This is a genomic window from Bacteroidota bacterium, from assembly GCA_016711505.1.
Taxonomy (GTDB): domain Bacteria; phylum Bacteroidota; class Bacteroidia; order AKYH767-A; family 2013-40CM-41-45; genus JADKIH01.
This window is the reverse complement of sequence record JADJSV010000003.1, coordinates 60085-83933: the sequence shown is the minus strand read 5'-3', so window position 1 is coordinate 83933 and position 23849 is coordinate 60085. Positions and strand designations below refer to the sequence as shown.

Genomic DNA, 23849 nt, shown 5'->3' with positions numbered 1-23849 from the left:
TTCAAATATAAAAAATAATTGTATTTTAAGCTGATCAACTTGCTTCTTATAAATTTCTGATCTTTTTGACCAAAACCTCAGCAATTTTCCGCAACGACTCAAACGTCCAGCCGGCAATATGCGGTGTCAGTATTACTTTCTCCGATTGCGTCAGATAAATCCAATCCGCATTGTCTTTTAACCCTGCAGCTTCTATACTGAATTTTTCAAAAGACGCATCTTCGTATTCATATACATCCAGACAAGCGCCAAGAACTTTGCCTGATTTTATTCCATTCACAAGATCGTGCGTGGAAACACATTTACCACGTGCTGTGTTGATCAGATAAAATGGTTTAGCGAATGAGTTAATAAATTTCTCATTGATCAAAAATTCTGTTTCAGACGTCAAGGGAATATGCAGACTTAGAACATTGGCTTGCCGTTTGATTTCTTCAAAAGTAGCTTCCTGAACAAAATCATTTGCAAAGCCTGATCTGTACTTATCAAATGCTAGTTTTCTGCAATTAAATCCTTTCAATTTTTCTGCGAAAGCTGAACCCATATTTCCAAAGCCAATAATGCCAACTGTTTTTCCTTCCAGTTCATGACCACGATTTTTTTCGCGGATCCACTCCCCTGCTCTGACTTGTCTGTCGGCGCGATTGAGATTATTGAAAAGCATCAGCAACATTCCAAGAGCATGTTCACCGACAGCATTGCGGTTACCTTCAGGTGAATTCAGACAAGCGATTCCTTTTTGCGAAGCATATTCAACATCTATGCTTTCCATTCCTGCTCCGCAACGGGCTATAAATTTTAATGCGGTAGCTTTATCAAGAAATTTTTATCGATGTTTACACGACTTCTGATTACGATCCCGTTTGAATCGTGCAATTGCGAATAGATCTCCTCAAGAGAAAATGTATCTGCTGCAATGCATTCATGACCATCAGCGATCATGCTTTCCCATAAAAAAGGGTGGGCAGTATCTATAAAAAGTATTTTCAATTTGATTCGTTTGTCCGGTGTTCGATTATAAAATTTGTCAGTTGTACAAATTGCTGCCAGCTCAATGCCTCTGCACGCAATCCTGAAAAAGGAATTTCAACATCTTTTGCAATCATTGCTCCCATTGCATTTCTTAGTGTTTTCCGTCTTTGATTGAAGGCCATCTTCACCGTTTTCCGAAATTCTTTTTCATCACAACCCAGATCGAAATTATCTTTCCGAAGAAAATGCAGAACTGCTGACTTTACTTTTGGTGGTGGCTGGAAATCTGTTTCATTCAATTGCAGTACAACTTTTACATCGTAATAAGCTTGCATGAATACACTGAGAATTCCATATTCCTTACTTCCGGGATCACCTGCTATGCGCATTGCAACTTCTTTCTGAAACATCCCCACCACTTCCGGAATCCTGTCACGGTCATCAAGTACCTTGAACAAGATCTGCGAAGAAATGTTGTATGGAAAATTACCTATGATAGCAAACTGTCCTTTGAAGAATTCATCGAAATTCATTCTCAAAAAATCAGCATGAATAATATCCTGCTGTCGTAACGGAAATCGATTGAACAAAAACGTGATCGATTCATCATCCAGGTCCACAATTCTCGTCCGGTAGCCTTTCTTTTCAAAAAGAAAATCCGTCAGAATTCCCATTCCCGGACCGATCTCCAGAATATCGGTGTACGCTTTACTTTCTCCTAAAAAACCAACAATGCGCTCAGCGATCGCAGGGTCTTTTAAGAAATGTTGTCCGAGGGCTTTTTTGGCTCTGACACCGGATGAAGTTTGTTTCATTGAGGGGATTGTGGTATGGCCAAAAATACGAATATTCCCCTACAATTTCGTGCCTTGCAATTATAAAATAATTATCTTTGGAATAGACCTTTATAGCTTTAATATGAAAAAAATAATACTGATTTTAATTTTATTTACCAGCATAAATTTCTCCTATAGCCAATCAGTTGAATGGGTCAAAGTCTTTAGTGGAAATTCGATTGAAAGAGTTGTGGACATGGCGATAGATTCTGATGACAATATAATAGTATTAGGCTATTACAGTGATTCAATAGATTTTGATCCGGGACCTGATACCTTGCAACCAACTACAAGTGACATGAATAATATTTTCATTGAAAAACTCACATCTGAAGGAGATTTGATTTGGGTAAAAACTATTGGAGAAGCAGGATATGAGAGACCTGAATCAATTGAAGTTGACTATAACGGCAACATCTTTTTATCTGGTGATTTTGAGGATTCGTTGGATATTAACCCAGGCAGTGACACCTTGATGTTATATTCTTCTCTTGGCAAATTTATTCTCAAACTGGACTCTTCAGGAAATTTTAAACATGTTTATCAATCATTTGGTGCAAGCCATCCGCTGAATAGAATATTTACGATTAAAAAAAACGGAAACGTATTAGTTGGTGATGGATCATATATATATGAATTGGATTCATCGTTGCAGGTAATTTCAACACAATTTATAGCACTTTATACAGGGATAACGCTCATAATCACGGATGACGAAAGCAATATAATAATTGGCGGTTATCTTCAATATCCTTCGGACTTTGATCCCGGACCGGACACGTTCTTGCTTTCTCCACCTAACAACTTCTATAGATTCTTTGCTAAATATGATTCATTGGGAAATTTTATGTGGGCGAAAACTATTGGGAGCAACGCTCCCGGCACTTACCTTACAGATGTTGCAACTGATCAATCAGGAAATATCATCTATTCAATGTATGCATCTGAATCATTATGTATGAATGACAATATTAGTGACACCTGTCTTATAACTTTTAGTGCCGGAGAGTCTGCTTACTTTCTAAAATTTAGTCAATCAGGAGATTTTATATGGAGTCAGATTTTGGATAATCCTAATGGATCCATTGGGACTATGGTAATTGGAATTGATCAAAACGATGTACAGTATTTTACAGGCATAATGAATTGCCCCGTAGACTTCGATCCTGGACCTGATACTTTCATGGTTTCGACCAGTTTTCTATCAGCTTATCTACAGGTTCTCGATTCACAAAATCAATTTTTAAATTACTCAGAATATTCAGGAAGTGCATTAAAAGGTATTAGCAGATTAAAATTTAATTCGAATAATACACTTTATAGCGCAGGACATTTTCATGGAGTTTGCGTTTTCGATTCCATAGGTGGAATAAGCTTAGCATCACAAAACTATGAAGACGGTTTTTTAGTAAAGTACAATCATCTTATACTCGACAATTCTTCCAAAGAATCACAGCCAAAAAAACTAATTGTATATCCAAATCCGGGAACAGACCTGATTCAAATTCAGGTTACAGACAAATTTGTGTCCAGAGGAAAAATTTATATTCAAGATTGCTTCGGAAGAACTGCTTGGAGTTCCATAATTACGAATGTAGATTTAAGTGAAGCCTATACTATTTCTCAATTGCAAATCGCAAAAGGAATTTACAACATCATTTTACAAACTGAGAATGAAATTTATTATAATCGATATATACGGCAGTAAAAAATAATTTATTTTATCACATCCAACAAAATCCTGAGCGAAACTGTTCAACAAAAGATTGTACTATGGCCAAAAATACGAATATTCCACTACTATGAAACTGCATGAAATTATAAATTAAATATTATCTTTGAAAATCAACCAAACTATATGAAAATTCTACTTTTGATATTATTAACTTTTACACTTTCAATTAGATCAGCTTGTGGTTTGAATCCAGAATGGGTGAATATTTATTATTCAGAAGGAATTGTAACTGTAAATGATTTTACATTTGACCGAGCCGGGAATTTAATTTTAATTGGTTACTTTTCCGGGTCGACTGATTTTGATCCTGGATTAACTGTATCAACTGACTCAGGAAATGGACAACATGATGTATTCATTACAAAATTAGATGGATCGGGCAATTTCTTATGGGTAAAAACCTTTGGAGGAACTGGTTTTGACCATTCTACTAAGGTTAAATGTGACAACAATGATGATATACTTCTTTGCGGAACATTCGAATATACTGTAGATATTGATCCAGGGATCGGCACCAATTTTATTAATGATAGTATGGGAAACTACTATTTACTTCGCCTTGATAATAATGGCAATTATAAAAGTGTAATTCAGTCCGGCTCAAGTAATGCAATTCAAACTTTTAATGTTAAACCAAACAACAATTTAATCTTAGGTTGCAGAAATAAAATAAAAGAACTGGACTCAACAAATACCGAAATATTTAATTTAAATACGGGAGTTGGGGATGTATACGATATTGAAATTGATAACGAAGACAATATTATAATAGAAGGTTGTCGGAGCTATGCAATTACAAATGATTTTGACCCCGGTTTGGATACTTTTATAATAAATAATGTTTCTAATATGGGAAATGATGTTTATATATTGAAACTAGATTCTATATATAATTTTAAATGGGCAAGACTCGTGGGTGGGCAAGATATAGAATATGTATTATTTGACTTCTTTAATATTGATGACAATGGTAATATTCTTTTTTCAGTTAACTCTTCTAGCGAGATATGTTATCGCTCTAATATTATAGATAGTTGTTTTACATTAAACACTTCCACTCCTTCTTCATATAATTTCAAACTTGACATTAATGGCAATTTAGTTTGGATGGAGAATATTTTCGCATCCTTAAATAATCATGTAAATCACGGAAATATTAATACCGACCTAATTGGAAACATTTATGTGTCAGGAACATATAAAGGGACCATTGATTTTGATCCGGGACCAGGAGTTTATTTAAGGAGTTCACCTAATAATAATACATTTATTCAGGTACTAGATTCAAATTACAATTTTCTCAATTATTTTGAATACATCGGAGGAAGCAAGATTATCCAATTATTAACAGATTCTGCAGGAAATATGTATGCAGCAGGACTTACTACTCAGCCAGTTAATTTTGACAGCATTGGTGGACGTAGTACAGATACAACAGATTTATTTGATTCCTTTTTTATAAAATATAATAACTTGAGTTTACAAATTTTAGAAACTAATTTTATCACTTCTTCGCTTAAAATTTATCCGAATCCCGGAAAAATTATATAAACTTAGAATATTTATCAGAAGCAGGAAAAACAGATTATGTCTCATTAACAGATTTGAACGGACGGACACTATACACAATTTCCATCAAAGGTTATTCTGAAAATAAATTTCTTCAAATCCCGGATTTAAATTTATCGCCAGGACTTTATAACATTCAATTGCAGAATGAAAAAACTAGAATTAACAAAAAATACATTAAAATGGAATAATTTTTTTATTTTATCACATCCAACAACGTCCTGAACGAAACCGTCGAATCCTTATACCGTGCAATAAATTCCGCCCGCAAAGCAGGAGCATAAATGTCTTCATACTGGCGGAACTTTTCCATGCTTTCGCATAAGTACTGTACAGAATAAGTATGTCCACCAGACTCATCTTCGCTGACTACTTTCAGAATATGAAATTCCAAAAACATTCCTGTTATCATTACATCAGGAATGTGCGAATTCAGCATCCATTGCAACCATTCTTCGTGGACGGAAGCATCTATGTTGGTGGTGACGTTGTATAGAATCATATTTTGGTGAGTGGTAAGTTGTGATTAGCAGGAATGAGGTTATATTGATTTTTGCTCCTAATGGAAATCGGATTAGTTTTGATTTCCAGTTGACCTCTTGTGCTCTCTGTGTTTTTTTTCTTTGTGATCTCTGTGTTTTAAAAAAAATCTCCCGCAGATCTCGCAGATTCCGCAGATCTAGGCGCAGATTTATTCGTTATTCACTATTCGTTATTCGTTAATTTATAACGTCGCCGCGCAACGCCCGATACTTCTTCCTCGCCTCTACTACAAAAACACTTCCCGGATATTTGACGATAAGATCCTGATAGAGTTCCTGGGCTTTGACTTTGTCGTTAAGTTTTGTTTCGTGAAGAACTGCACGTTGATAAAGTGCATCATCTGCAATTACACTTGCGCTGTCGTATTCAAGAATTTTTGCATAAAGAGAATCCTCCGCTGCATAATTTCTTTTCATATCCATGATATGCGCTTCCTTGAACCATGCATCATCGACAAGCGAATGCCCGGGATAAAGAATATGAATTGAATCGAGAACGGCAAGTGCATCATCATTCTTATTTCTGTAACTTAAAAGATCGGCACGGGAATATAGCATCAATGCATCTGTCGTGGAATCCAGTCCGATGTTATCACTGATGAGTAGTGCAAGAGAAAGAGCATCATTTGCTATAAGCTGCGATGTTGCAGACTTCAACACATCCAGTTGCGCCTGAGCCCAGAGAAAATCGCCGCGGAAATAATCCAGTCGCGCGCCTCTGTATTTTGCTTCCTGCCCCAATGCATCATGCTTGAAATCTTTATCTACTTGTGCGTACAGCAGATCAGAATCCCAGACATTTCCACTGAACAGATACACATCACCTAACTCCAGTTTACAATCTGCTTTTGTTTGTGCAGCGATTCCCGGATAATCAATTGCTTCTTCAAGATCTGCAATTGCTGTATCGATCTTATCAAGATAAAATGCACGAAGGTGAGCCAGGCCTTTGATGAGTCCTGCCGTTCTGCCCGATCTTCCTAATTCAGAAAGCGTAAGTTCATAATCGCTTTCCAATTTTATAAGATCAGCCTTTGTGTAAATATTTTCTTCTGTGATTTTTCTGTTGTAAGTATTCAACAATTCCATTCTTGCCGGAATGTAATTGTTATTGTCTTTTCCTTTTTCTACAACATATTGATAACCTTTTATTGCTATGTCGTAATTCAGATTTGCTCCTGCCATTGAACTGATCGACATGATGCGACTACCATCTTCCTTCATCCGCTTATCAATCGCTTTCGCCTGAATCAATGCAGATTCAAAATCTTTCTGCTGAATAAAATACCAGATCAGCATTTCAGGAAATTCACTTCTCTCCGGAGTTTTCTGAATTCTCCGCAACAAAGAAGTACGAAGCATATCACCACGATTGTTTTCCGGATCAAATCCAACGCGAGCCTGCATAATATTCAGAACACTTTGCTGCATCATCGGATTATCAGCAACTGCATCAAGATATTCTTCGATCATTGCCTGATAATTTCCTTTCTGATAATATACTTCAGCAGTTTCAAAATAAAAACCGTAGATCTCACGCATCATCTTTCTGCCTTCCTGATAAGTTTGCAAAGCATAATCTGTTTCCTGCCTGTTCATAAATGTACTTGCAAGATTCATGATCTGCCCCTGATCAGGCTTTAAGGATTTGATAGCTTTTTCGTACTGCGACTTTGCTTTATCAGGTTGATTCACCTGCGCATAGATAAATCCGAGGTCAACCAGATACGACAAACTAGTTTCCTGCTTCTTGATCATTTTCTTTGTGAGCTTTTCAGCTTCATTGAAATCTTTCATTGCCAGCAAACATTTGTAATACTGCGGATAAGTTCCGAACGGATCTTTGTCCATCAACTTATCATAGAGTTGTGCCGCTTTTTCATATTCGGCATTATTGAGATATTGATCAGCCAGCTGACGATCCTGGCCCATTTGTCCGAATGAGTTCAAAGCAAAGAAAAGCAGTAAGGTCAAAAGTGAACCTACTGCTTTTCCTGTTCTTATAAATTTAGTTTTGTTTTTCAATTGATCTTATCGAAACCCGTATATGAACGGATTGCATCGGGTATTATAACGCCATCAGGCGTCTGATTATTTTCTAATAATGCAGCAACAATTCGGGGTAAAGCAAGTGCACTTCCATTGAGAGTATGCGCAATCTGAGGCTTTTCGCCACCCTGACGATAACGAAGCTTCATTCTGTTGGCCTGAAAGGTCTCAAAATTAGAAACCGAACTAACTTCCAGCCATTTTTTCTGTGCTGCAGAAAATACTTCAAAATCGTATGTCAATGCACTGGCAAAACTCATATCTCCACCACACAAACGCAGAATTCTGAATGGGAGTTGCAGTGAACGCAATAATCCTGAAACGTGTTCAACCATTTTGTCAAGTGTTTCATATGACTTATCAGGATGCTCGATCTGTACGATCTCAACTTTATCGAATTGATGCAAGCGATTTAATCCGCGGACATCTTTTCCATAACTACCTGCTTCACGACGGAAGCAAGGAGTATACGCGCACATTTTAATTGGGAGTTCATCGCTCTTTACAATTACATCGCGGTAAATATTTGTGACCGGAACTTCAGCAGTCGGGATCAGATAATAATCGTCGATCTGCATGTGATACATTTGTCCTTCTTTATCGGGAAGTTGTCCTGTACCATAACCGGAATCTTTATTGATCAAAATCGGAGGTTGAATTTCCTTGAATCCTGCTTCAGTAGCTTTATCTAAAAAATAGTTTATCAGTCCACGTTGCAAGCGAGCGCCTTTACCTTTATAAACAGGAAATCCTGCGCCGGTAAGTTTAACACCTAATTCGAAATCAATGATATCATATTTTGTAGTCAGTTCCCAATGTGGAACAGCACCTGCATACAGTTCAGGAATTGCTCCTTCCTGATGCACTACTTCATTATCTTCCGGAGTTTTTCCTTTTGGAACTTGAGCAGAAGGAATATTCGGAAGCTTTATCATTTCCGCATTCAGCTTTTCTTCAATGTCATTTAAAAGCATTTGCAAGGCAGAAGACGATTCTTTCAGTGCTCCACTTTTATTTTTCATTTCATCGCCTTCATGTTTTTTTCCGGCTTTATAAAGATCACCCACTTGTTTTGCAAGAGTGTTCTGCTGAAATAAAAGTTCGTCGAGTTCATTCTGGATTTTCCGGCGATTTTCATCGATGGAAATAATGTTGGCAACAATTTGTTTAGCATCAAAATTTTTCACCGCGAGGCGTTCAATAACAAAATCGCTTTTTCGCGAAGGGTAGTAATCTGAATCATAGGTATATTAGAATGAATTAGCAAATTTGGCGTGATAGATTTCGGTTATCTCTTGAAAATAAATTCGGATTGCGGATTGCGGATTGCGGATTGCGGATTGGGGAATCAACAAACCGCATCGTAGTTCAATGCATCATATTGTTAATCAACTATTTAAATAATTTTTCATTTATTGTTCTTTAAATTACCATTTATCCAAATTTTAATAATTATGAAATAATCACTTCCAGAATGTTATGAAACGAAATCCGAAATCATTCAATTTCAGAATCAGTTGATTATTATCAACTGACCTTCCCTACGAAGTACCAAATCCGAAATCCGCATTCCGAAATCCGCAATTCGAAATTCTCCTATTTAACGATGGATATTTAATTATGAAAGATTGTTTAAAGCAAATCTAATATTAAAAACCAAAATACCTTTACAGAAAAAATAATTCAAAATTTTATCCCGGATGAATAAAGATGATTTAAAAGATCGCACAAAAAAATTTTCGATTGCCATTTTACATTTAATAGAACTAATTCCTCGTATTAAGAGCGGCAATACTATCAGTAACCAGATCATACGATCCGGAACCTCAATAGGGGCGAATTACAGAGCTGCTTGTAGAGCCAAATCGGATAAAGATTTTTTAAATAAAATTATCATTGTTGAAGAAGAAGCTGATGAAACCTTGTTTTGGCTTGAGCTGCTAATCGATTCTAAAATGATGAAAAAGATCAGATTGAACCATATTAATTAAAGAATGCAATGAGTTCATGTAGCAATATTCAAGCTTCAGGGCGAACAGTAAGGAACAGACTTGAAGCGATGAAGAAAGAAAAATTGAATTGATGAATGCGGAATTGGGATTTGGTGCTTACACGAGTAAATATTTCTTGGTTTACAATGGTAATTCGCTTTAATTTTATTTAGTCAATTAAAAAATAATTTTAAGGAATAATTTCAATCTATTAAGAAATTATACTCGCATTTTCCTACAAGGCTATCAATCCGAAATCCGCATTCCGAAATCCGAAATTTTTTAATCACCCAATTTCAATTTTAAAATATCGAAACCTTGCCCCCAAAAGAAATCCTTCCATAAATTCAATTTAAATTAATCTAGTTCGAAGTTGATAAAATCCAAATTCATTTCCCTTTGTATCAGGTTCGTTAGTTCCATTTGCTTTAATCTATCCTGAATTTCTATATGCCTCCGAAAGTATTATGTATGCCTTTTTATTGGATGGCTGAACACTTATTATTTCCTGCGACAAAGCAATTGCAGTTTCATTATGTCCCGCATGCAAATGAAAGATCGCAAGATTTTCTTTGTAAAGAATTTTTTCAGGTTTAACTTTTACAAGACGTGACAAAAAATAAATTGCACTATCAACTTTGTGAATGTTTTCATAAAGCGCACCAAGATTGTTCAAAGCAAATTCATGTTCGGGTGAATAGTCAAGTGTCGTATGATACGTTTTCATTGCATTAACCGTGTCACCGGTCAACTGATAAGTAAGTCCGAGATTATAAAGTGAAAACTGATTTCCCGGAAGAATCCTCAGTGCTTCTTTGAATTCTGCAATTGCATTTCTGAAATTTTCGGCGCGTACTCTGCCATCAGAACTTGTCTCGCCCTGAATTCTGTACTGTGCAGCAAGTGCAGAATGCGCGCGGGCACTGTTGGGAGAACTGATTGCACCGGCTTCAAGAATAGTAAGATTTGATTCCCAGTCTTTATTTCTCTTGTGCGTCATTACTCCAAATATCAAACAGACGGCAACCACTGTTCCAATAAGTTTTGTTTTATTTTCACCTGTAAATGTCCGGACATCTATTTTAAACAAGGAAGGAAGCGCGAACCCGATTGCAATACAAAATCCGATTGATGGTAAAAACAAAAACCGCTCAGCGAGCGTAGCTCCGAACAAGAAAAACAAATTACTTACCGGAGCAAGTGTGATCAGATAGAAAAGTATTCCGAAGGTGATTTCACTTTTCTTCTTAAACATCCTAACTGCAAAAATGATCAATGCCAGATGGACTGCTATTGAGATCCATGCTAAGGGAGATGAAAGACCGATCACAGGGATCTGATTAAATGAATAATCCCACGACAAATTGACCGGCACAAATAATAATCGAAGGTACACCCAGAGAATCTCCATTCGCGTCGCAAAACCTTCGGCAAATCCATTTGAGCCGTAAAGAATGTTGTTTATGACATCAGCACTTTTTTCTGTTAGCGTCGAGCCAACAGCATTATTTCGCATAAAAAGAAAAAGTGCTGTCACCAAAATGAATGGCGTTAACTGGACAATCACTTTCTTAAATTTTTCATTACACAAAGTCAATGATACAAGGGGAAATATTGCAAGAAGCGCAACTGCACCTTCCTTTGAGAAAATAGCAAGCGCAAATAAAAATAAGGAAGAAGCTATCCTTGTCCACGAACGCCTTTCCAATTTATTTCCAAAAAAGATCGAAAGCGACCAGACACCAAATAAAGCAGCTAATAATTCATCTCTGCTTTTAATACTTGCCACCACTTCCGTATGTACAGGATGAAAGAGAAATAATGATGTTATCATTACCGGAATCCATACACTGGATCTCGGGAAAATTTTCAGTAAGAAATTAAAGAGCAGAATACATAAAAATGAAAACAGTAGGACATTCACAAAGTGCGCCGGTCCGAGTTTAAATCCTGTCATCTCCTTTTGTATTGCAAATGAAAGTAATGTTACCGGTCTGTAAGGCTGTAATCCTTGTTTATCAGAAAAGCCTTCAAGACTTCCTTCTGTAAAAAAACTTCCGATTGATGATACCCCTTTTGCAACCGCTTTATTTTTCAGAAAAAAGAAGTCGTCGTCGAGCGTAAATTTATGGGAAAGTGTATTTGAATAAAGAAGAAATGCAAGCACTCCAATACAGATTCTTAATGCAAGTAAAGGCACCTGTTTTTTATCAGTTTTTTGTGGCTTGGACATCCACGAATATAAAAAATTAATTAATAATGAATAATTAATAATGAATTATAGTCGAAAGTCTAGAAAATGCACCGGCTTTTAATCAAGAATGAAAAATGAAAAAATCGTCAATTTTCAACCATATTTTTGATAAAAGAACTTAATAATCTTCCTGAATTTTTAATTATGTAAAAAGAATTTAATGAAATATTGCTTTTGATTTACAAACAAGCAGCAGAAATAAATTCCATCTGATAGCTCAGAAAGGTCAACAACCTCTATTCCGTATAATTTTTTATTAAAAACTTCCAACCCCGAAATATTAAATATAGTAATTGAATTGTCATCATCTGAATATTTGTCTGGCAGATAAAGTTGATTACCGTGAATAGAATATTTTATGTCAGCAATGTCAGATTCAACACCGGTAATTATTGGAAATACGCTAATGCTTGTGGAATAGTAATTGGTCCCTGCTATACCAGTACAACTGGCCGAATCTAAAGTATAAGTAAGATCATATCTGAAAATATATGTCCCTGCTACTAAAGGCAGAATGTGAAATGTATCTGTACTAATGCAGGCGGAACCCAATGAGCCAATACAATGTTCCGATTGCGCTTCTACAATACTCCCGAAAACTGAATAACTCTGAATGTGCAGATCGCAAGGACCACTTGGATAACTGGAAGTAACATAAATATCAAAACTCGTAGTATCATTCAGAACCGGTGGATTAATTGAAAATGTGGTTATAATCTGTCCAGGCGATCTTACACTTGAAAAAAAAATAATCAACAATAAAGCACCGAAAGTTTTTTTCTCCAAAAAGAATTTGAATCTGTTTATTAAAGCCATTGGTAGAATGATTAATTGTGACAAAAAAATGCAACATCTATTGGATTAAATATATGGTTTTTTTCAATTCTTTCCTAAATTAAAGTTTTTAAATAAACGTTATTAAAGAGCTAAAAAGGTATATAAATGAAAATGAACGGACCTTTTCAGTTTCTAAATTTACAGTTTCATGCTTCAAATTAGTAAAATAATTTACTTTTTAAACGTGGATCAAAGTCCCATTCTGAATTGTTTTTTTTATCGACAAGAGTATTTCTTTATTTATTAATTACCGACATGAATCGCTGTATTCAAAAAATCCAAAAATGGCTTCATAATCTTTGCACCCTTTGCAAGTTCTTTAGGAAAATCTTTTTTCATTACTTGTGCATCGGTGAATTTATGAAAGACGATGTAGCTGTTTAACTTTAGCAAATCGATTTCAGGGTGATCTTTTGGATAACCTTTTGGTGAAGTTTTTAAAGCGTATTCCTGATCGAGTCCACCGTAGTAAGCATTGAAATCCTTTTTCTTCAGTATGGCGCGAATATCTTTTCCATTGTAATCAATTTCCTGACGAATCATTTTAAGCTGATCTGCCGGAGGCATCCACATACCACCTGCTATGAACGCTCTTCCCGGTTCAATATGGATGTAGTAGCCTGCATTCATTGCTTTCTTACCACCAACATTGACACTGGCTCCGAGATTATTTTTATATGGCTTCTTGTCTTTTGAAAAGCGCACATCGCGGTAGATCCTGTACACGCAATCTTTCGAAGAAAGATTCGCAAGACCTTTTTCAAACTTCACTGCTTCTTTTAAGAATGCATCAATGAGATCAGCTACATTATCTTTTGCAGAAATGTATTTCGCTTTGTTCTTTTCGAACCAGTCGCGGTTATTATTCTTTTTTATTTTGGTAAGAAAATCGAGTGTAGATTTAGTGATCATATTACTATCAATTTGTAGAATTTCAAGATAAGGGATAAAGTTTTCAATGAAAAATTTCAGGCAAAAAAAAAGCTGCCTGTGGAGGCAGCTTCTTAATATTATAGAATTTGATTATGCTTCTGCTACTTCAAGAGGAGCTACAGAAATATAACTTTTCTGATCTGCTTTTTTACGGAAAACTACTTTTCCTTCGATCAAAGAATAGATCGTATGATCTTTTCCGATTCCAACGTTTGCGCCGGGCATGTGTTTAGTACCACGCTGACGGATGATGATATTTCCCGGGATCACATGTTGACCTCCGAAGATTTTAATACCAAGGCGTTTACTGTGCGATTCGCGACCGTTCCTCGAACTACCTACCCCTTTTTTATGTGCCATGATCTTTAGATTTTATCAGGTTAATGACTAGTAAAATTATGCTGTAATAGCGTTGATCTGAATGCGTGTCAAATCCTGACGGTGACCGCTTTGTTTCTGATAACCTTTACGACGTTTCTTTTTGAAGATGATCACTTTGTCACCACGTAAGTGACCTACGATACTTGCAGAAACTGAAGCACCTTTTACTGCCGGTGTTCCAACTTTTACTTTTCCCGCGTTTTCAACTAAAACTACGTCGCTGAATTCCAGCTTTTTTCCTTCTTCGCCTTCCAAACGGTGGACAATTACCTGTTGGTCTTTTACCACTTTAAATTGCTGTCCGGCTATGTTTACAATTGCGTACATATTATTTCGACTTAATTCCTCTTTTTGAGGGATGCAAATGTAATTAAAAAAAACAATTATCAAAATCGATTTTGGAATTAGTTTTATGCTGAATTATAAATAAGTTTGACTAACATTAAATATTGGAATTTTGAAGGAATTTAAGGGTTTCTTTCAAGTCCAGAACTGCGAATTTAAAGGAAACTTATCGAACTAAAATCTACCTAAATTGTCATTATTTCGAATTCAGGTATTTGTGCAAATTGCCTTATTACTGGTAACTTGCAGGAATATGAAACAGCCGTTTATGCAATCAACCGGATCAAATCACCTTTTAGGGGAAAAGAGCCTGTATTTGCAGCAGCATGTCAATAATCCGGTCGATTGGCATCCCTGGTCTGAAGATATCTGGGCTCAGGCAAAACGAGAGAATAAGTTAGTCCTGATTTCAATCGGCTACTCTTCTTGTCATTGGTGTCATGTGATGGAGAAAGAATCGTTTTTAGATTCTGCTACAGCAAAGATCATGAACGATAATTTCCTTTGCATCAAAGTCGACCGAGAAGAACGACCTGATGTCGATCAGGTATACATGAAAGCTGTTCAATTGATGACAGGCAGTGGAGGCTGGCCATTAAATTGTATCACACTTCCTGATGGAAAACCAATTTATGGTGGCACTTATTTTCAGAATGCAACATGGAAAGATCTGCTATTAAAACTTGCACAATTCTACAAAGAAAATCCTGCTCAGGCTTATAAATATGGCGAAGAATTATTGCAGGGAATGCATCAGCCGGAGTTTACATCGTCACTTGCTTCACAGACAACTTTTGATAAAACAGTTCTGGAAAATACTGTTGGACAATGGAAAAACTATCTTGACAATCACGATGGTGGCCCGAATCGTTCACCAAAATTTCCTTTGCCAAACAACTATACATTTTTACTTCGTTATGCTACGGAAAATAAAGACGCCAAACTTTTAGACCATGTAAATCTGACTTTGAAAAAGATGGCTTATGGCGGAATCTACGATCAGATCGGTGGCGGATTTGCACGGTATTCCATAGATAGCGCATGGAAAATTCCGCATTTCGAAAAAATGCTTTATGACAATGCACAGTTGATCAGTCTGTATTCTAAAGCATATCAGACCAATCAGGATCCGTTATACAAACAGATAGTAGAAGAAACTGTGAGTTTTCTTAAAAGAGAAATGTCGGATGGTAATGCAAAGTATTATTCAGCGATTGATGCTGATTCAGAAGGTGAAGAAGGCAAATTTTATGTGTGGACAAAGGCTGAGTTGGAAACAATTTCATTTCCTCCAATTGCAAATGATCGTCAGAAGGAATTGATCTACGATTATTTCAACATCAATGAAAGAGGTTTTTGGGAAGAAGAGAATTTTCTTCCTGTCAGATATCTTGACAATGAAATTCTGGCAAAGAAATATGATCTGTCGATTGAAGAATTCGGAAATTATATTTCAGGTATAAAGTTTAAACTTCTCAATCATCGCGAACACAGAATTCGCCCGGGAATTGACAAAAAAATGATCACTTCATGGAATGCACTGATGATTTCAGGACTATGTGATGCCTATCAGACTTTTGGCGATAGTTCTTATCTCAACGAAGCATTACAGTGTATGAAAAATATAAAACAGAATGCATATAATTCTGCCGGACATTTACTTCATGTAGAAAGTCACAAAGGTAAATTACACACAGGCTATCTTGAAGATTATGCATTCACTACTTCAGCATTAATTTCACTTTACAAAGTTACTTTTGATGAAAGCTGGCTTTATTCAGCACAACGTCTGACTGAAGCAGCAATTGAACATTTTTATGATGAACAGAATGGAATGTTCTGGTTTACTTCTGATCTTGATCATTCACTTATCACCCGAACAAAAGAAATTTCCGACAATGTAATTCCGGCATCCAACTCTGAGATGGCAAATAATCTTTTCATACTTGGAGAATATTTTGAAGAACCGAAATACACAGCGATCGCACGAACAATGCTTTCCAATGTAGCTTCAGAAATGTCGAAGTGGGGATCAGCATATAGCAATTGGGCAAATCTGATGATGAATTTTACATCTCCATTTAAGCAAACAGTTATTTCCGGAAAAGACGCAGAAGCAAAACGAAAAAAGATCGCTTCACATTATTTACCCAATGTTTTACTTGCAGGAAGCGTAAGCAATACGAGCGAATTACCGCTCTTGACAAATCGTTTTGTACCTGATAAGACTTACATTTATGTTTGCGAAAATAAAACATGTAAACTTCCTGTTGAGAGTGCAGGAGATGCATTGAAATTACTTCAGCATTGATTAACCCGTTGTTCAATATCTGTCAATAGTCATTACAATTACTTCCATGTAATCCTTAAATCTATTAATCCTATTAATCCTATAAATCCTAGTCTGAAGGCATGATTTTTTGTAAGATGAAGGGTATATTTTAGTCATAAGACGGCCATTTTCAGTAACAGAAACCCCATTGGGATCGTATTGATGGTAAGTCATTAAAAATCCGGAATTTCAATATGGAAAAAATTCGAAAGATCCTTGTCGCAAATCGCGGGGAGATCGCAATTCGTGTACTTCGAGCGGCTGCTGAGTTAAGCATCCGGACTGTTGCAGTTTTTACTTACGAAGACCGTTATTCTTTGCATCGCTTCAAAGCTGATGAAGCTTATCAGATCGGAAACGACAATGATCCGCTGAAACCATATCTCGATATTGAAGAGATCATTCGTGTTGCTAAACAAAATAAAGTTCAGGCAATACATCCGGGTTACGGATTTCTTTCCGAGAATGTCCGCTTCGCAACTCGTTGCCGTGAAGAAGGAATTATTTTCATAGGCCCAACCCCGGAAGTAATGGAACAGCTGGGCGATAAAGTAAAATCAAAACTAGTTGCGCGTTCATGCAATGTACCTGTTATTGAAGACAACAAAGTCAAACTTACTACTCCTGAAATTGCTTTGGAAGAAGCAAAAAGAATTGGTCTACCGGTAATATTGAAAGCCAGTGCCGGCGGTGGCGGACGAGGAATGCGCGTTATCAATGACGAAGAAAATTTAAAAAAATCTTTTGCAGAAGCTCAACGCGAAGCCGGAAATGCTTTTGGTGACGACACAATTTTTATTGAGAAATATGTTGACGATCCTAAACACATAGAAGTTCAGATACTGGGTGATAATTTCGGGAACATCGTTCATTTATTCGAACGTGATTGCAGTGTGCAGCGAAGATTTCAGAAAGTAATAGAGATCGCTCCTGCTCCTTCTCTTTCTCAGGAAGCAAAAGACAAACTCTACAGTTATGCATTGAATATTGCAAAAACTGTGAATTATAATAATGCCGGTACTGTAGAATTTCTCGTTGACAAAGACGAAAATATATTTTTCATCGAAGTCAATCCAAGGATTCAGGTAGAACATACCGTTACTGAAGAAATCACAGGAATTGATATTGTCAGAAGTCAGATCCTAATTGCAGAAGGAAATAGGTTGCATGAAAGACCTATTGAAATTCCCACTCAGGATAAACTCACTTTCACAGGTGTTGCAATTCAATGCAGGATAACAACAGAAGATCCGCAGAATGATTTCAAACCTGATTACGGAACTATCATAGCTTATCGCCATGCAGGCGGATATGGAATTCGTCTCGATGAAGGAAGTTCGTATCAAGGCGTGAAGGTTTCTCCCTTCTTTGATTCAATGCTTGTAAAGATCACTGCAAAAGGAAGAACATTAAAAGGTGCGCGCCGGAGAATGCTTCGTGCCTTACGCGAATTCAGGATCAGAGGTGTTAAAACAAATATTCTTTTTCTTGAAAACGTTTTAAATCACAATGAATTTGAAAGCGGGCAAATTACAGTTCGCTTCATAGAAAAATATCCGGCTCTTTTTCAGTTTGAAGTCCGTCAGGATCGGGGAACTAAGATCCTTCGTTACATGGCCGATGTAATGGTGAATGGAAATCCGGATGTATCAAAGATCGATCATTCGAAAATTTTTCATACAGCGAAAGTTCCTGAATTCAACCGGAACGAAAAAATAATTCCCGGAACAAAACAAATGCTCGACGATCTTGGTCCTGAGAAATTTGCAAAGTGGCTGAAAGATCAAAAGCAGGTAATGTTTACGGATACAACTTTGCGCGATGCACATCAGTCATTACTTGCGACACGTGTACGGACACAAGACATGCTGAAAGTCGCAGAAAGTTTCTCACACCGTCATCCGGAATTATTTTCTATGGAAGTGTGGGGTGGTGCTACCTTCGATGTTGCTCTCCGGTTTTTACATGAATGTCCATGGAAACGTTTAGAAGCCTTACGTTCTGCGATTCCAAACATTATGCTGCAAATGCTTATCCGTGGTTCGAATGCTGTCGGCTATACTTCATATCCTGATAATCTTGTTACAAAATTCATAGAGAAAAGCTGGGATAGCGGCATCGATGTTTTCCGCATCTTCGATTCACTGAACTGGATCGACAGTATGAAAAAATTCTATCAATGCAGTAAGAGAACGTACTTCAGGAATTGCAGAAGCATGTATCTGTTACACGGGAGATATAATGGATCCGAAGCGTCAGAAATATTCATTGCAATATTATGTAGATCTTGCAAAACAACTTGAAGACAGCGGTGCCCACATTCTTGCAATAAAAGATATGGCAGGATTACTTAAGCCATATGCAGCAGAAATTCTGGTGAAGGAATTGAAGAAATCGATTGACATTCCGATTCATTTGCATACACACGATACATCATCGATTCAAAATGCATCTTATCTGAAAGCGATTGAAGCAGGAGTTGATGTTGTTGATGTTGCTTTAAGTTCGTTGTCAGGCTTGACGAGTCAGCCGAATTTCAATGTTCTTGTTGAATCATTACGCAATACACCTTATGAAACAAAGACAGATGTAAATTCTCTGAATGAATTTTCCAATTACTGGGAAACTGTCAGAGAGTATTACTATCCTTTTGAATCCGGTCTGATGGCAGGAACAGCTGAAGTCTATAAACACGAAATTCCCGGTGGACAATATTCAAATCTGAAGCCACAGGCAATTTCTCTTGGGCTTGCAGAAAGAATGGATGAGATCAAAAAAGCCTATGAAGATGTAAATGAAATGTTCGGTGATATTGTAAAAGTAACACCATCATCAAAAGTTGTCGGAGATATGGCAATGTTTATGGTGAATAACAAATTTTCAAAAGAAGACATCTTCAAAAAAGAAAATCTGTCGTTTCCGGAGTCTGTGAAGAGTATGTTCAAAGGCGATCTTGGACAACCGTTTGGAGGCTGGCCGAAAGAATTACAAAAAATAATTCTCAGAGACCAGAAACCATATACAGATCTGCCAAATGCGCATCTGAAACCAATTGACTTTGAAATTGAATTCGAAGAGTTTCAGAAAAAATTTGACAACTATCAGAGTTTCCTTGACTTCCTGTCGTGGAAATTTTATCCAAAAGTTTTTGAAGAGTATTATAATTTCAATAAGCAATATGGTGATGTAACCTCACTCCCTACTCCTGCATTTTTCTACGGAATGAAAAGCAATGAAGAAATTCTTGTAAATATAGGACGAGGTAAGACGTTGTTGATTCGTTTACTCTACATTTCAGATAATGTAGATGAAAATGGAAACAGAACTGTATTCTTCCGTTTGAATGGACAAACACGTTCTATTGAAGTAAAGGATCATAAAGCTAAAGTTGAGAAGATCTCACATGTTAAAGCTAAAGGCGACAATCATATTGGTTCTCCATTGCAAGGTCGACTTACGAAGATCTTTGTGAAAGAAGGTGATCTGGTAAAAAAGAATGCGCCACTGTTTACGATCGAAGCAATGAAAATGGAAACCACCATTACCGCATCAGCAGATATCAAAGTCAAGAAGCTTCATTTGAATGAGGCTACGATGGTGGAGAATGATGATTTGGTTTTAGAGAAGGAGTGAAAATTTTTAACACAAGAACGCAAGTTCACAACGAGATCACGGAATTATCTCTGCGCTAAATCTGCGAGTTCTGCGAGATCTGCGGGAAATAAATTAAGCGTTATTTTTTTCTCCCGCAGATCTCGCAGAACTCGCAGATTTAGTGCAGAGCTTTTTAATCCTAGATCTACTTGTAGACTTGCGCTTAAAAAAAAGATTATCTTAAAAGGTTTGCTTCTTTGGGCCGGCGACAAATTCCTTCAGATAAAACGGCTCAAACAAACCCACATTTTCAAATTCGGAATTTTTGAATTTTTGTTCAGAAAGTCCGGCCATGAATTCGGCTTGCGGCATAAAGCCTTCCTGAATTTCCATTCCCTGATCAGTCTTGAATAATTCCCTGCATTTATCAGCACCATCACCTCCAAGCAATAATTTTTGTTTGTCTCTGAAAGTTGAATAATAATTTTCATCAACAACTATTGCCTGCGGTTCACTCAATCTGTTTTTCTGCTGATCATAAACTGCACTGTAAACTTCCATTCGTCTTGCATCGATCATTGGAACCAACAGATCATTACTTCCGGCATTCATTCCATATGCCATTGCGTCGAGCGTATTGATAGCGATCAAAGGGAGATCCAAAGCGTAACATAATCCTTTCGCTGTACTGACGCCTATTCTTAAGCCTGTATAAGAACCGGGACCGCTGCTGACGGCAATTGCATTCAGATCTTTCAAACTGAAACCGGCCTGATCAATTACTTCCTGAATAAAAACGTTTATCTTTTCTGCATGTGAATAGCCGCTGTTGATGCTTCTTGCGGCAATTACCTTTCCATCGGAAGCCAGAGCAACTGAGCAATTGGTCGTTGCAGTTTCGAGTGAAAGAATGAGCGGCATGCGGCTATTTTTTCTCGGCAGAATAAAGTTTATCTTTCTGAACTACTTCTACAGCATCGCCATCTTTTAATGTTTTTGCGATCATACTATATGGTGCAGAAACGATTTCTTGTCCTTCTTTCAATCCGCTTTTTATCTCGATGTGATTGTTATCCTGAATTCCGATTACAACAGGAATAAGTTTTACTTTACCATTTTCAATTGCAAAAACACATTCAAGATCCTTCTTCTCTACTTCTTCTGTTTTATTCTTGGAATCTTTGACTTCCATTTCACTTTGGTCTTTCATTTCCTGATTACCAAACGATTTTGAATCTGAAGCCATGTTACCTGTCGTATCGCGTGTCGTAACAGATTGAATAGGTACTGACAATGCATTTGAAACACGCTTCGTGCGGATATCTACTGTTGCAGACATACCGGGATTAAAAACATTTCTTTCAGGATGATCTTTGTCTACGATATCAAGATAAGAATCACGCAACACTCTTACTTTAACAGTAAAGTTTGTTACCTGATCTACGCTTAACCCACTTACATTTGCAGAGTTTGCAACTTCAGTGACAACACCTTTAAACTTCTTACCGATGTATGCATCAACTTCTATGATCGCTGTATCTCCAACATGAACTCTCACAATATCATTTTCATTTACATCAACACTAACTTCCATTTCATTCAAGTCCGCAAGAACAAACATCTCCGTTCCCGCCATCTGTGAGGTTCCAACAACACGTTCACCTTGTTCAACACCTAATTTTGAAATCGTGCCATCAACAGGAGCAAAAATTGTAGTCTTCCTTAAATTATCCTGTGATTCTTTTACTGTAGCTTCAGAACTTCTGACACCAAAATCAGATGCAGAAACATTTTGAATGGAAGCATCAACTTCTGCTTTCGCAACTTCATAAGCAGACCTTACAGATTCCCAATCGGAAGCTGAGATCAGTTTTTCTTCATATAACTTCTGGTTTCTTTCAAATGTCAGTCTGGTTTTTTCTAATTGAGACTTCGATTGCAACAATCTTGATTTTGCATTTTCAAGATTTGCTTTAGAAGAATTAAGGGCTGCATTCGCTCTGTCGAGATAAGACTGATAAATATCCGGAAGGATCTTAGCAAGTAATTGTCCTTTCTTTACACGATCGCCTTCTTTCACATGAAGTTCAACGATCTCTCCGGAAACATCAGGCGAGATCTTTACTTCAACTTCAGGTTGAATTTTTCCGCTGGCAGAAACGATCTCGATTATATCACGCTTCTCTACTTTCTCCGTTGCTACCAATTTCTTTTCTGCACCGCCAATCCAGCCGGCTTTTTTTCCGATAATTGCAAATACGATCAGCACGATCACAATTATGATCAGCCATTTTAAAATATTATTTTTCTTCTTCTGCATATGTCAGAAATTAAAATGTCAGTGGATTTCCCTGGTAAAAATCAATGATCTTCACACGGAAGATATAATCATACTTCGCCTGCAACAGATCAGTCTGAGCTTTAGCGAAATTATTTTTTGCTGTTAAATAATCAATTGTTGAAATTGAACCGAGGTCCAGACTTCTCTGACTGAATTTAAATGATTCATCAAGTGCTTCAACACTTCTTTGTCCTGCAATAAACTTCTTATAGGAAGAGGAAGCGTCAATTACTGCCTGTTGCACGCTTTTGTATAAATTCTTTTTATTCGACTCATGATTCAGTTGAGTGATCTTATAATTGAGCTTAGCTCTGTTCACATTACTTCGCGCAGCAAGTCCATTGAAAATCGGCACCTGTAAAGTAATACCAACTGATTTTCCCAGATTATTATCGATCTGATCATTGAACGGTGTTTCGCTGTAAACAGGTGTGATATTCGGAGTTACAGTATAAACATCTTCTCCATTGGAAGTGTAACCGGTAAGAGTGGTTATAGGAGGACCGGTAGTAAAATCAACAATGCTCTGACCGGAGTTTGAATAATTTGTACTCAAAGAACCGCTGGCACTTATCCGCGGATAATAATTTCCTCTGGCAATTGCCAATGACTTTTCTGAACTTAATACTTTGTATTCAGAACTTTTTATGTCCGGCTGATTGGTAAGGGCTTTTGCATAAATCGCATTTGTATTAAATTGATTGATATCAATTTCAGGGATTGTGATTTCCGGAGCAGCAATCGTAAAATTCTCAACTGAATCAAGTTCCAGTAATTGTGTCAGGGACAGGATCGACTGATCATATTGCGCTTGTGCCTGAATTAACCGGACTTCATCCAAAGCAAATTGAGATTCCAGATCGAGATAATTACTTTTGCTGATCGATCCCAATTCATACATTCTTTTCATTCTGTCCCGCTGCACTTTTGATGCATCAACCTGATCTGTGGTAATAGTAAGAAGTTCCTGGTTGTACATTGCCTGCAGGAAAAAATTGACCACGCTGAGAGAAACATCGTTCTGGATCTTCTTCAGTTCATTCTGCGACGACAAATAATTCAGTTTGCTTTGCTTTAATGAATTCTGAACTGTAAAACCTTCGAAGATTGAAACAGAACTACTCAAGGAAAAAGAATT

Annotated in this window: 17 protein-coding genes and 2 pseudogenes; 6 read left to right on the top strand and 13 right to left on the bottom strand. The window is 36.9% G+C overall.

What is annotated here, in order from left to right; genetic code table 11:
* Positions 1-46: 46 nt before the first annotated feature.
* Both IPL24_06295 and rsmA read right to left on the bottom strand, forming a co-directional pair.
* Positions 47-942: pseudogene (locus tag IPL24_06295) on the bottom strand (hydroxyacid dehydrogenase).
* A gap of 44 nt (positions 943-986) precedes the next feature.
* Positions 987-1787 (bottom strand): ribosomal RNA small subunit methyltransferase A, encoded by an 801-nt coding sequence (gene rsmA, locus IPL24_06290; protein ID MBK8363299.1) that lies wholly within the window; start codon positions 1785-1787, stop codon positions 987-989.
* 103 nt (positions 1788-1890) lie between these two features.
* Here rsmA and IPL24_06285 point away from each other — a divergent pair, with 103 nt between their 5' ends.
* The 3 genes from IPL24_06285 to IPL24_06275 all read left to right on the top strand — a co-directional run bounded on the left by IPL24_06285 (position 1891) and on the right by IPL24_06275 (position 5303).
* Positions 1891-3516 (top strand): hypothetical protein, encoded by a 1626-nt coding sequence (locus tag IPL24_06285; protein MBK8363298.1) that lies wholly within the window; start codon positions 1891-1893, stop codon positions 3514-3516.
* 150 nt (positions 3517-3666) lie between these two features.
* Positions 3667-5094: a hypothetical protein gene (locus IPL24_06280; protein MBK8363297.1), complete on the top strand. Its 1428-nt coding sequence runs from the start codon at positions 3667-3669 to the stop codon at positions 5092-5094.
* Complete coding sequence (locus IPL24_06275; protein MBK8363296.1) at positions 5091-5303, top strand: T9SS type A sorting domain-containing protein; 213 nt, start codon at positions 5091-5093, stop codon at positions 5301-5303. The genes IPL24_06280 and IPL24_06275 overlap by 4 nt, the downstream gene beginning before the upstream one ends.
* A 5-nt stretch (positions 5304-5308) precedes the next feature.
* On the opposite strand, the gene IPL24_06270 is transcribed toward IPL24_06275, so the two are convergent.
* From IPL24_06270 to serS, 3 genes are all read right to left on the bottom strand, one after another.
* Entirely contained in the window at positions 5309-5614 is a 306-nt protein-coding gene (locus IPL24_06270) for a DUF4286 family protein (protein MBK8363295.1), read from the bottom strand.
* 217 nt (positions 5615-5831) lie between these two features.
* Positions 5832-7679 (bottom strand): tetratricopeptide repeat protein, encoded by a 1848-nt coding sequence (locus IPL24_06265; GenBank protein MBK8363294.1) that lies wholly within the window; start codon positions 7677-7679, stop codon positions 5832-5834.
* A complete protein-coding gene (gene serS / locus IPL24_06260) occupies positions 7676-8905 on the bottom strand; it encodes a serine--tRNA ligase (protein ID MBK8363293.1) in 1230 nt (409 codons plus the stop codon). The genes IPL24_06265 and serS overlap by 4 nt, the downstream gene beginning before the upstream one ends.
* A 498-nt stretch (positions 8906-9403) precedes the next feature.
* Between serS and IPL24_06255 the strand changes: the two genes are divergently transcribed.
* The gene (locus IPL24_06255) at positions 9404-9694 is read left to right on the top strand and encodes a four helix bundle protein (protein MBK8363292.1); all 291 of its coding nucleotides are present in this window, start codon (positions 9404-9406) and stop codon (positions 9692-9694) included.
* A gap of 433 nt (positions 9695-10127) precedes the next feature.
* Here the strand turns inward: IPL24_06255 and IPL24_06250 are convergent, their stop codons facing one another.
* The 5 genes from IPL24_06250 to rplU all read right to left on the bottom strand — a co-directional run bounded on the left by IPL24_06250 (position 10128) and on the right by rplU (position 14426).
* The gene (locus IPL24_06250; protein ID MBK8363291.1) at positions 10128-11927 is read right to left on the bottom strand and encodes a hypothetical protein; all 1800 of its coding nucleotides are present in this window, start codon (positions 11925-11927) and stop codon (positions 10128-10130) included.
* Between the two features lie 159 nt (positions 11928-12086).
* Positions 12087-12734 (bottom strand): T9SS type A sorting domain-containing protein, encoded by a 648-nt coding sequence (locus tag IPL24_06245; protein ID MBK8363290.1) that lies wholly within the window; start codon positions 12732-12734, stop codon positions 12087-12089.
* Positions 12735-13028: 294 nt separating this feature from the next.
* Positions 13029-13697, bottom strand: a complete 669-nt coding sequence (locus tag IPL24_06240) for a DUF2461 domain-containing protein (GenBank protein MBK8363289.1) — start codon at positions 13695-13697, stop codon at positions 13029-13031.
* Positions 13698-13808: 111 nt separating this feature from the next.
* Positions 13809-14078 (bottom strand): 50S ribosomal protein L27, encoded by a 270-nt coding sequence (gene rpmA / locus IPL24_06235; protein ID MBK8363288.1) that lies wholly within the window; start codon positions 14076-14078, stop codon positions 13809-13811.
* A gap of 36 nt (positions 14079-14114) precedes the next feature.
* Positions 14115-14426, bottom strand: a complete 312-nt coding sequence (rplU, locus tag IPL24_06230; protein MBK8363287.1) for a 50S ribosomal protein L21 — start codon at positions 14424-14426, stop codon at positions 14115-14117.
* 286 nt (positions 14427-14712) lie between these two features.
* Here rplU and IPL24_06225 point away from each other — a divergent pair, with 286 nt between their 5' ends.
* Positions 14713-16755, top strand: coding sequence for a thioredoxin domain-containing protein (locus IPL24_06225; protein ID MBK8363286.1), 2043 nt, complete (start codon positions 14713-14715; stop codon positions 16753-16755).
* A 215-nt stretch (positions 16756-16970) separates the two neighbouring features.
* Positions 16971-20409, top strand: a pseudogene (locus tag IPL24_06220) (pyruvate carboxylase).
* Positions 20410-20610: 201 nt separating this feature from the next.
* On the opposite strand, the gene tsaB reads toward IPL24_06220, so the two are convergent.
* From tsaB to IPL24_06205, 3 genes are read right to left on the bottom strand one after another with little or no spacing between them, the layout of a single operon-like run.
* The gene (tsaB, locus tag IPL24_06215; GenBank protein MBK8363285.1) at positions 20611-21291 is read right to left on the bottom strand and encodes a tRNA (adenosine(37)-N6)-threonylcarbamoyltransferase complex dimerization subunit type 1 TsaB; all 681 of its coding nucleotides are present in this window, start codon (positions 21289-21291) and stop codon (positions 20611-20613) included.
* A 4-nt stretch (positions 21292-21295) separates the two neighbouring features.
* Positions 21296-22690, bottom strand: a complete 1395-nt coding sequence (locus IPL24_06210; GenBank protein ID MBK8363284.1) for an efflux RND transporter periplasmic adaptor subunit — start codon at positions 22688-22690, stop codon at positions 21296-21298.
* A gap of 10 nt (positions 22691-22700) precedes the next feature.
* Positions 22701-23837, bottom strand: a complete 1137-nt coding sequence (locus IPL24_06205; protein ID MBK8363283.1) for a TolC family protein — start codon at positions 23835-23837, stop codon at positions 22701-22703.
* Positions 23838-23849 lie beyond the last annotated feature (12 nt).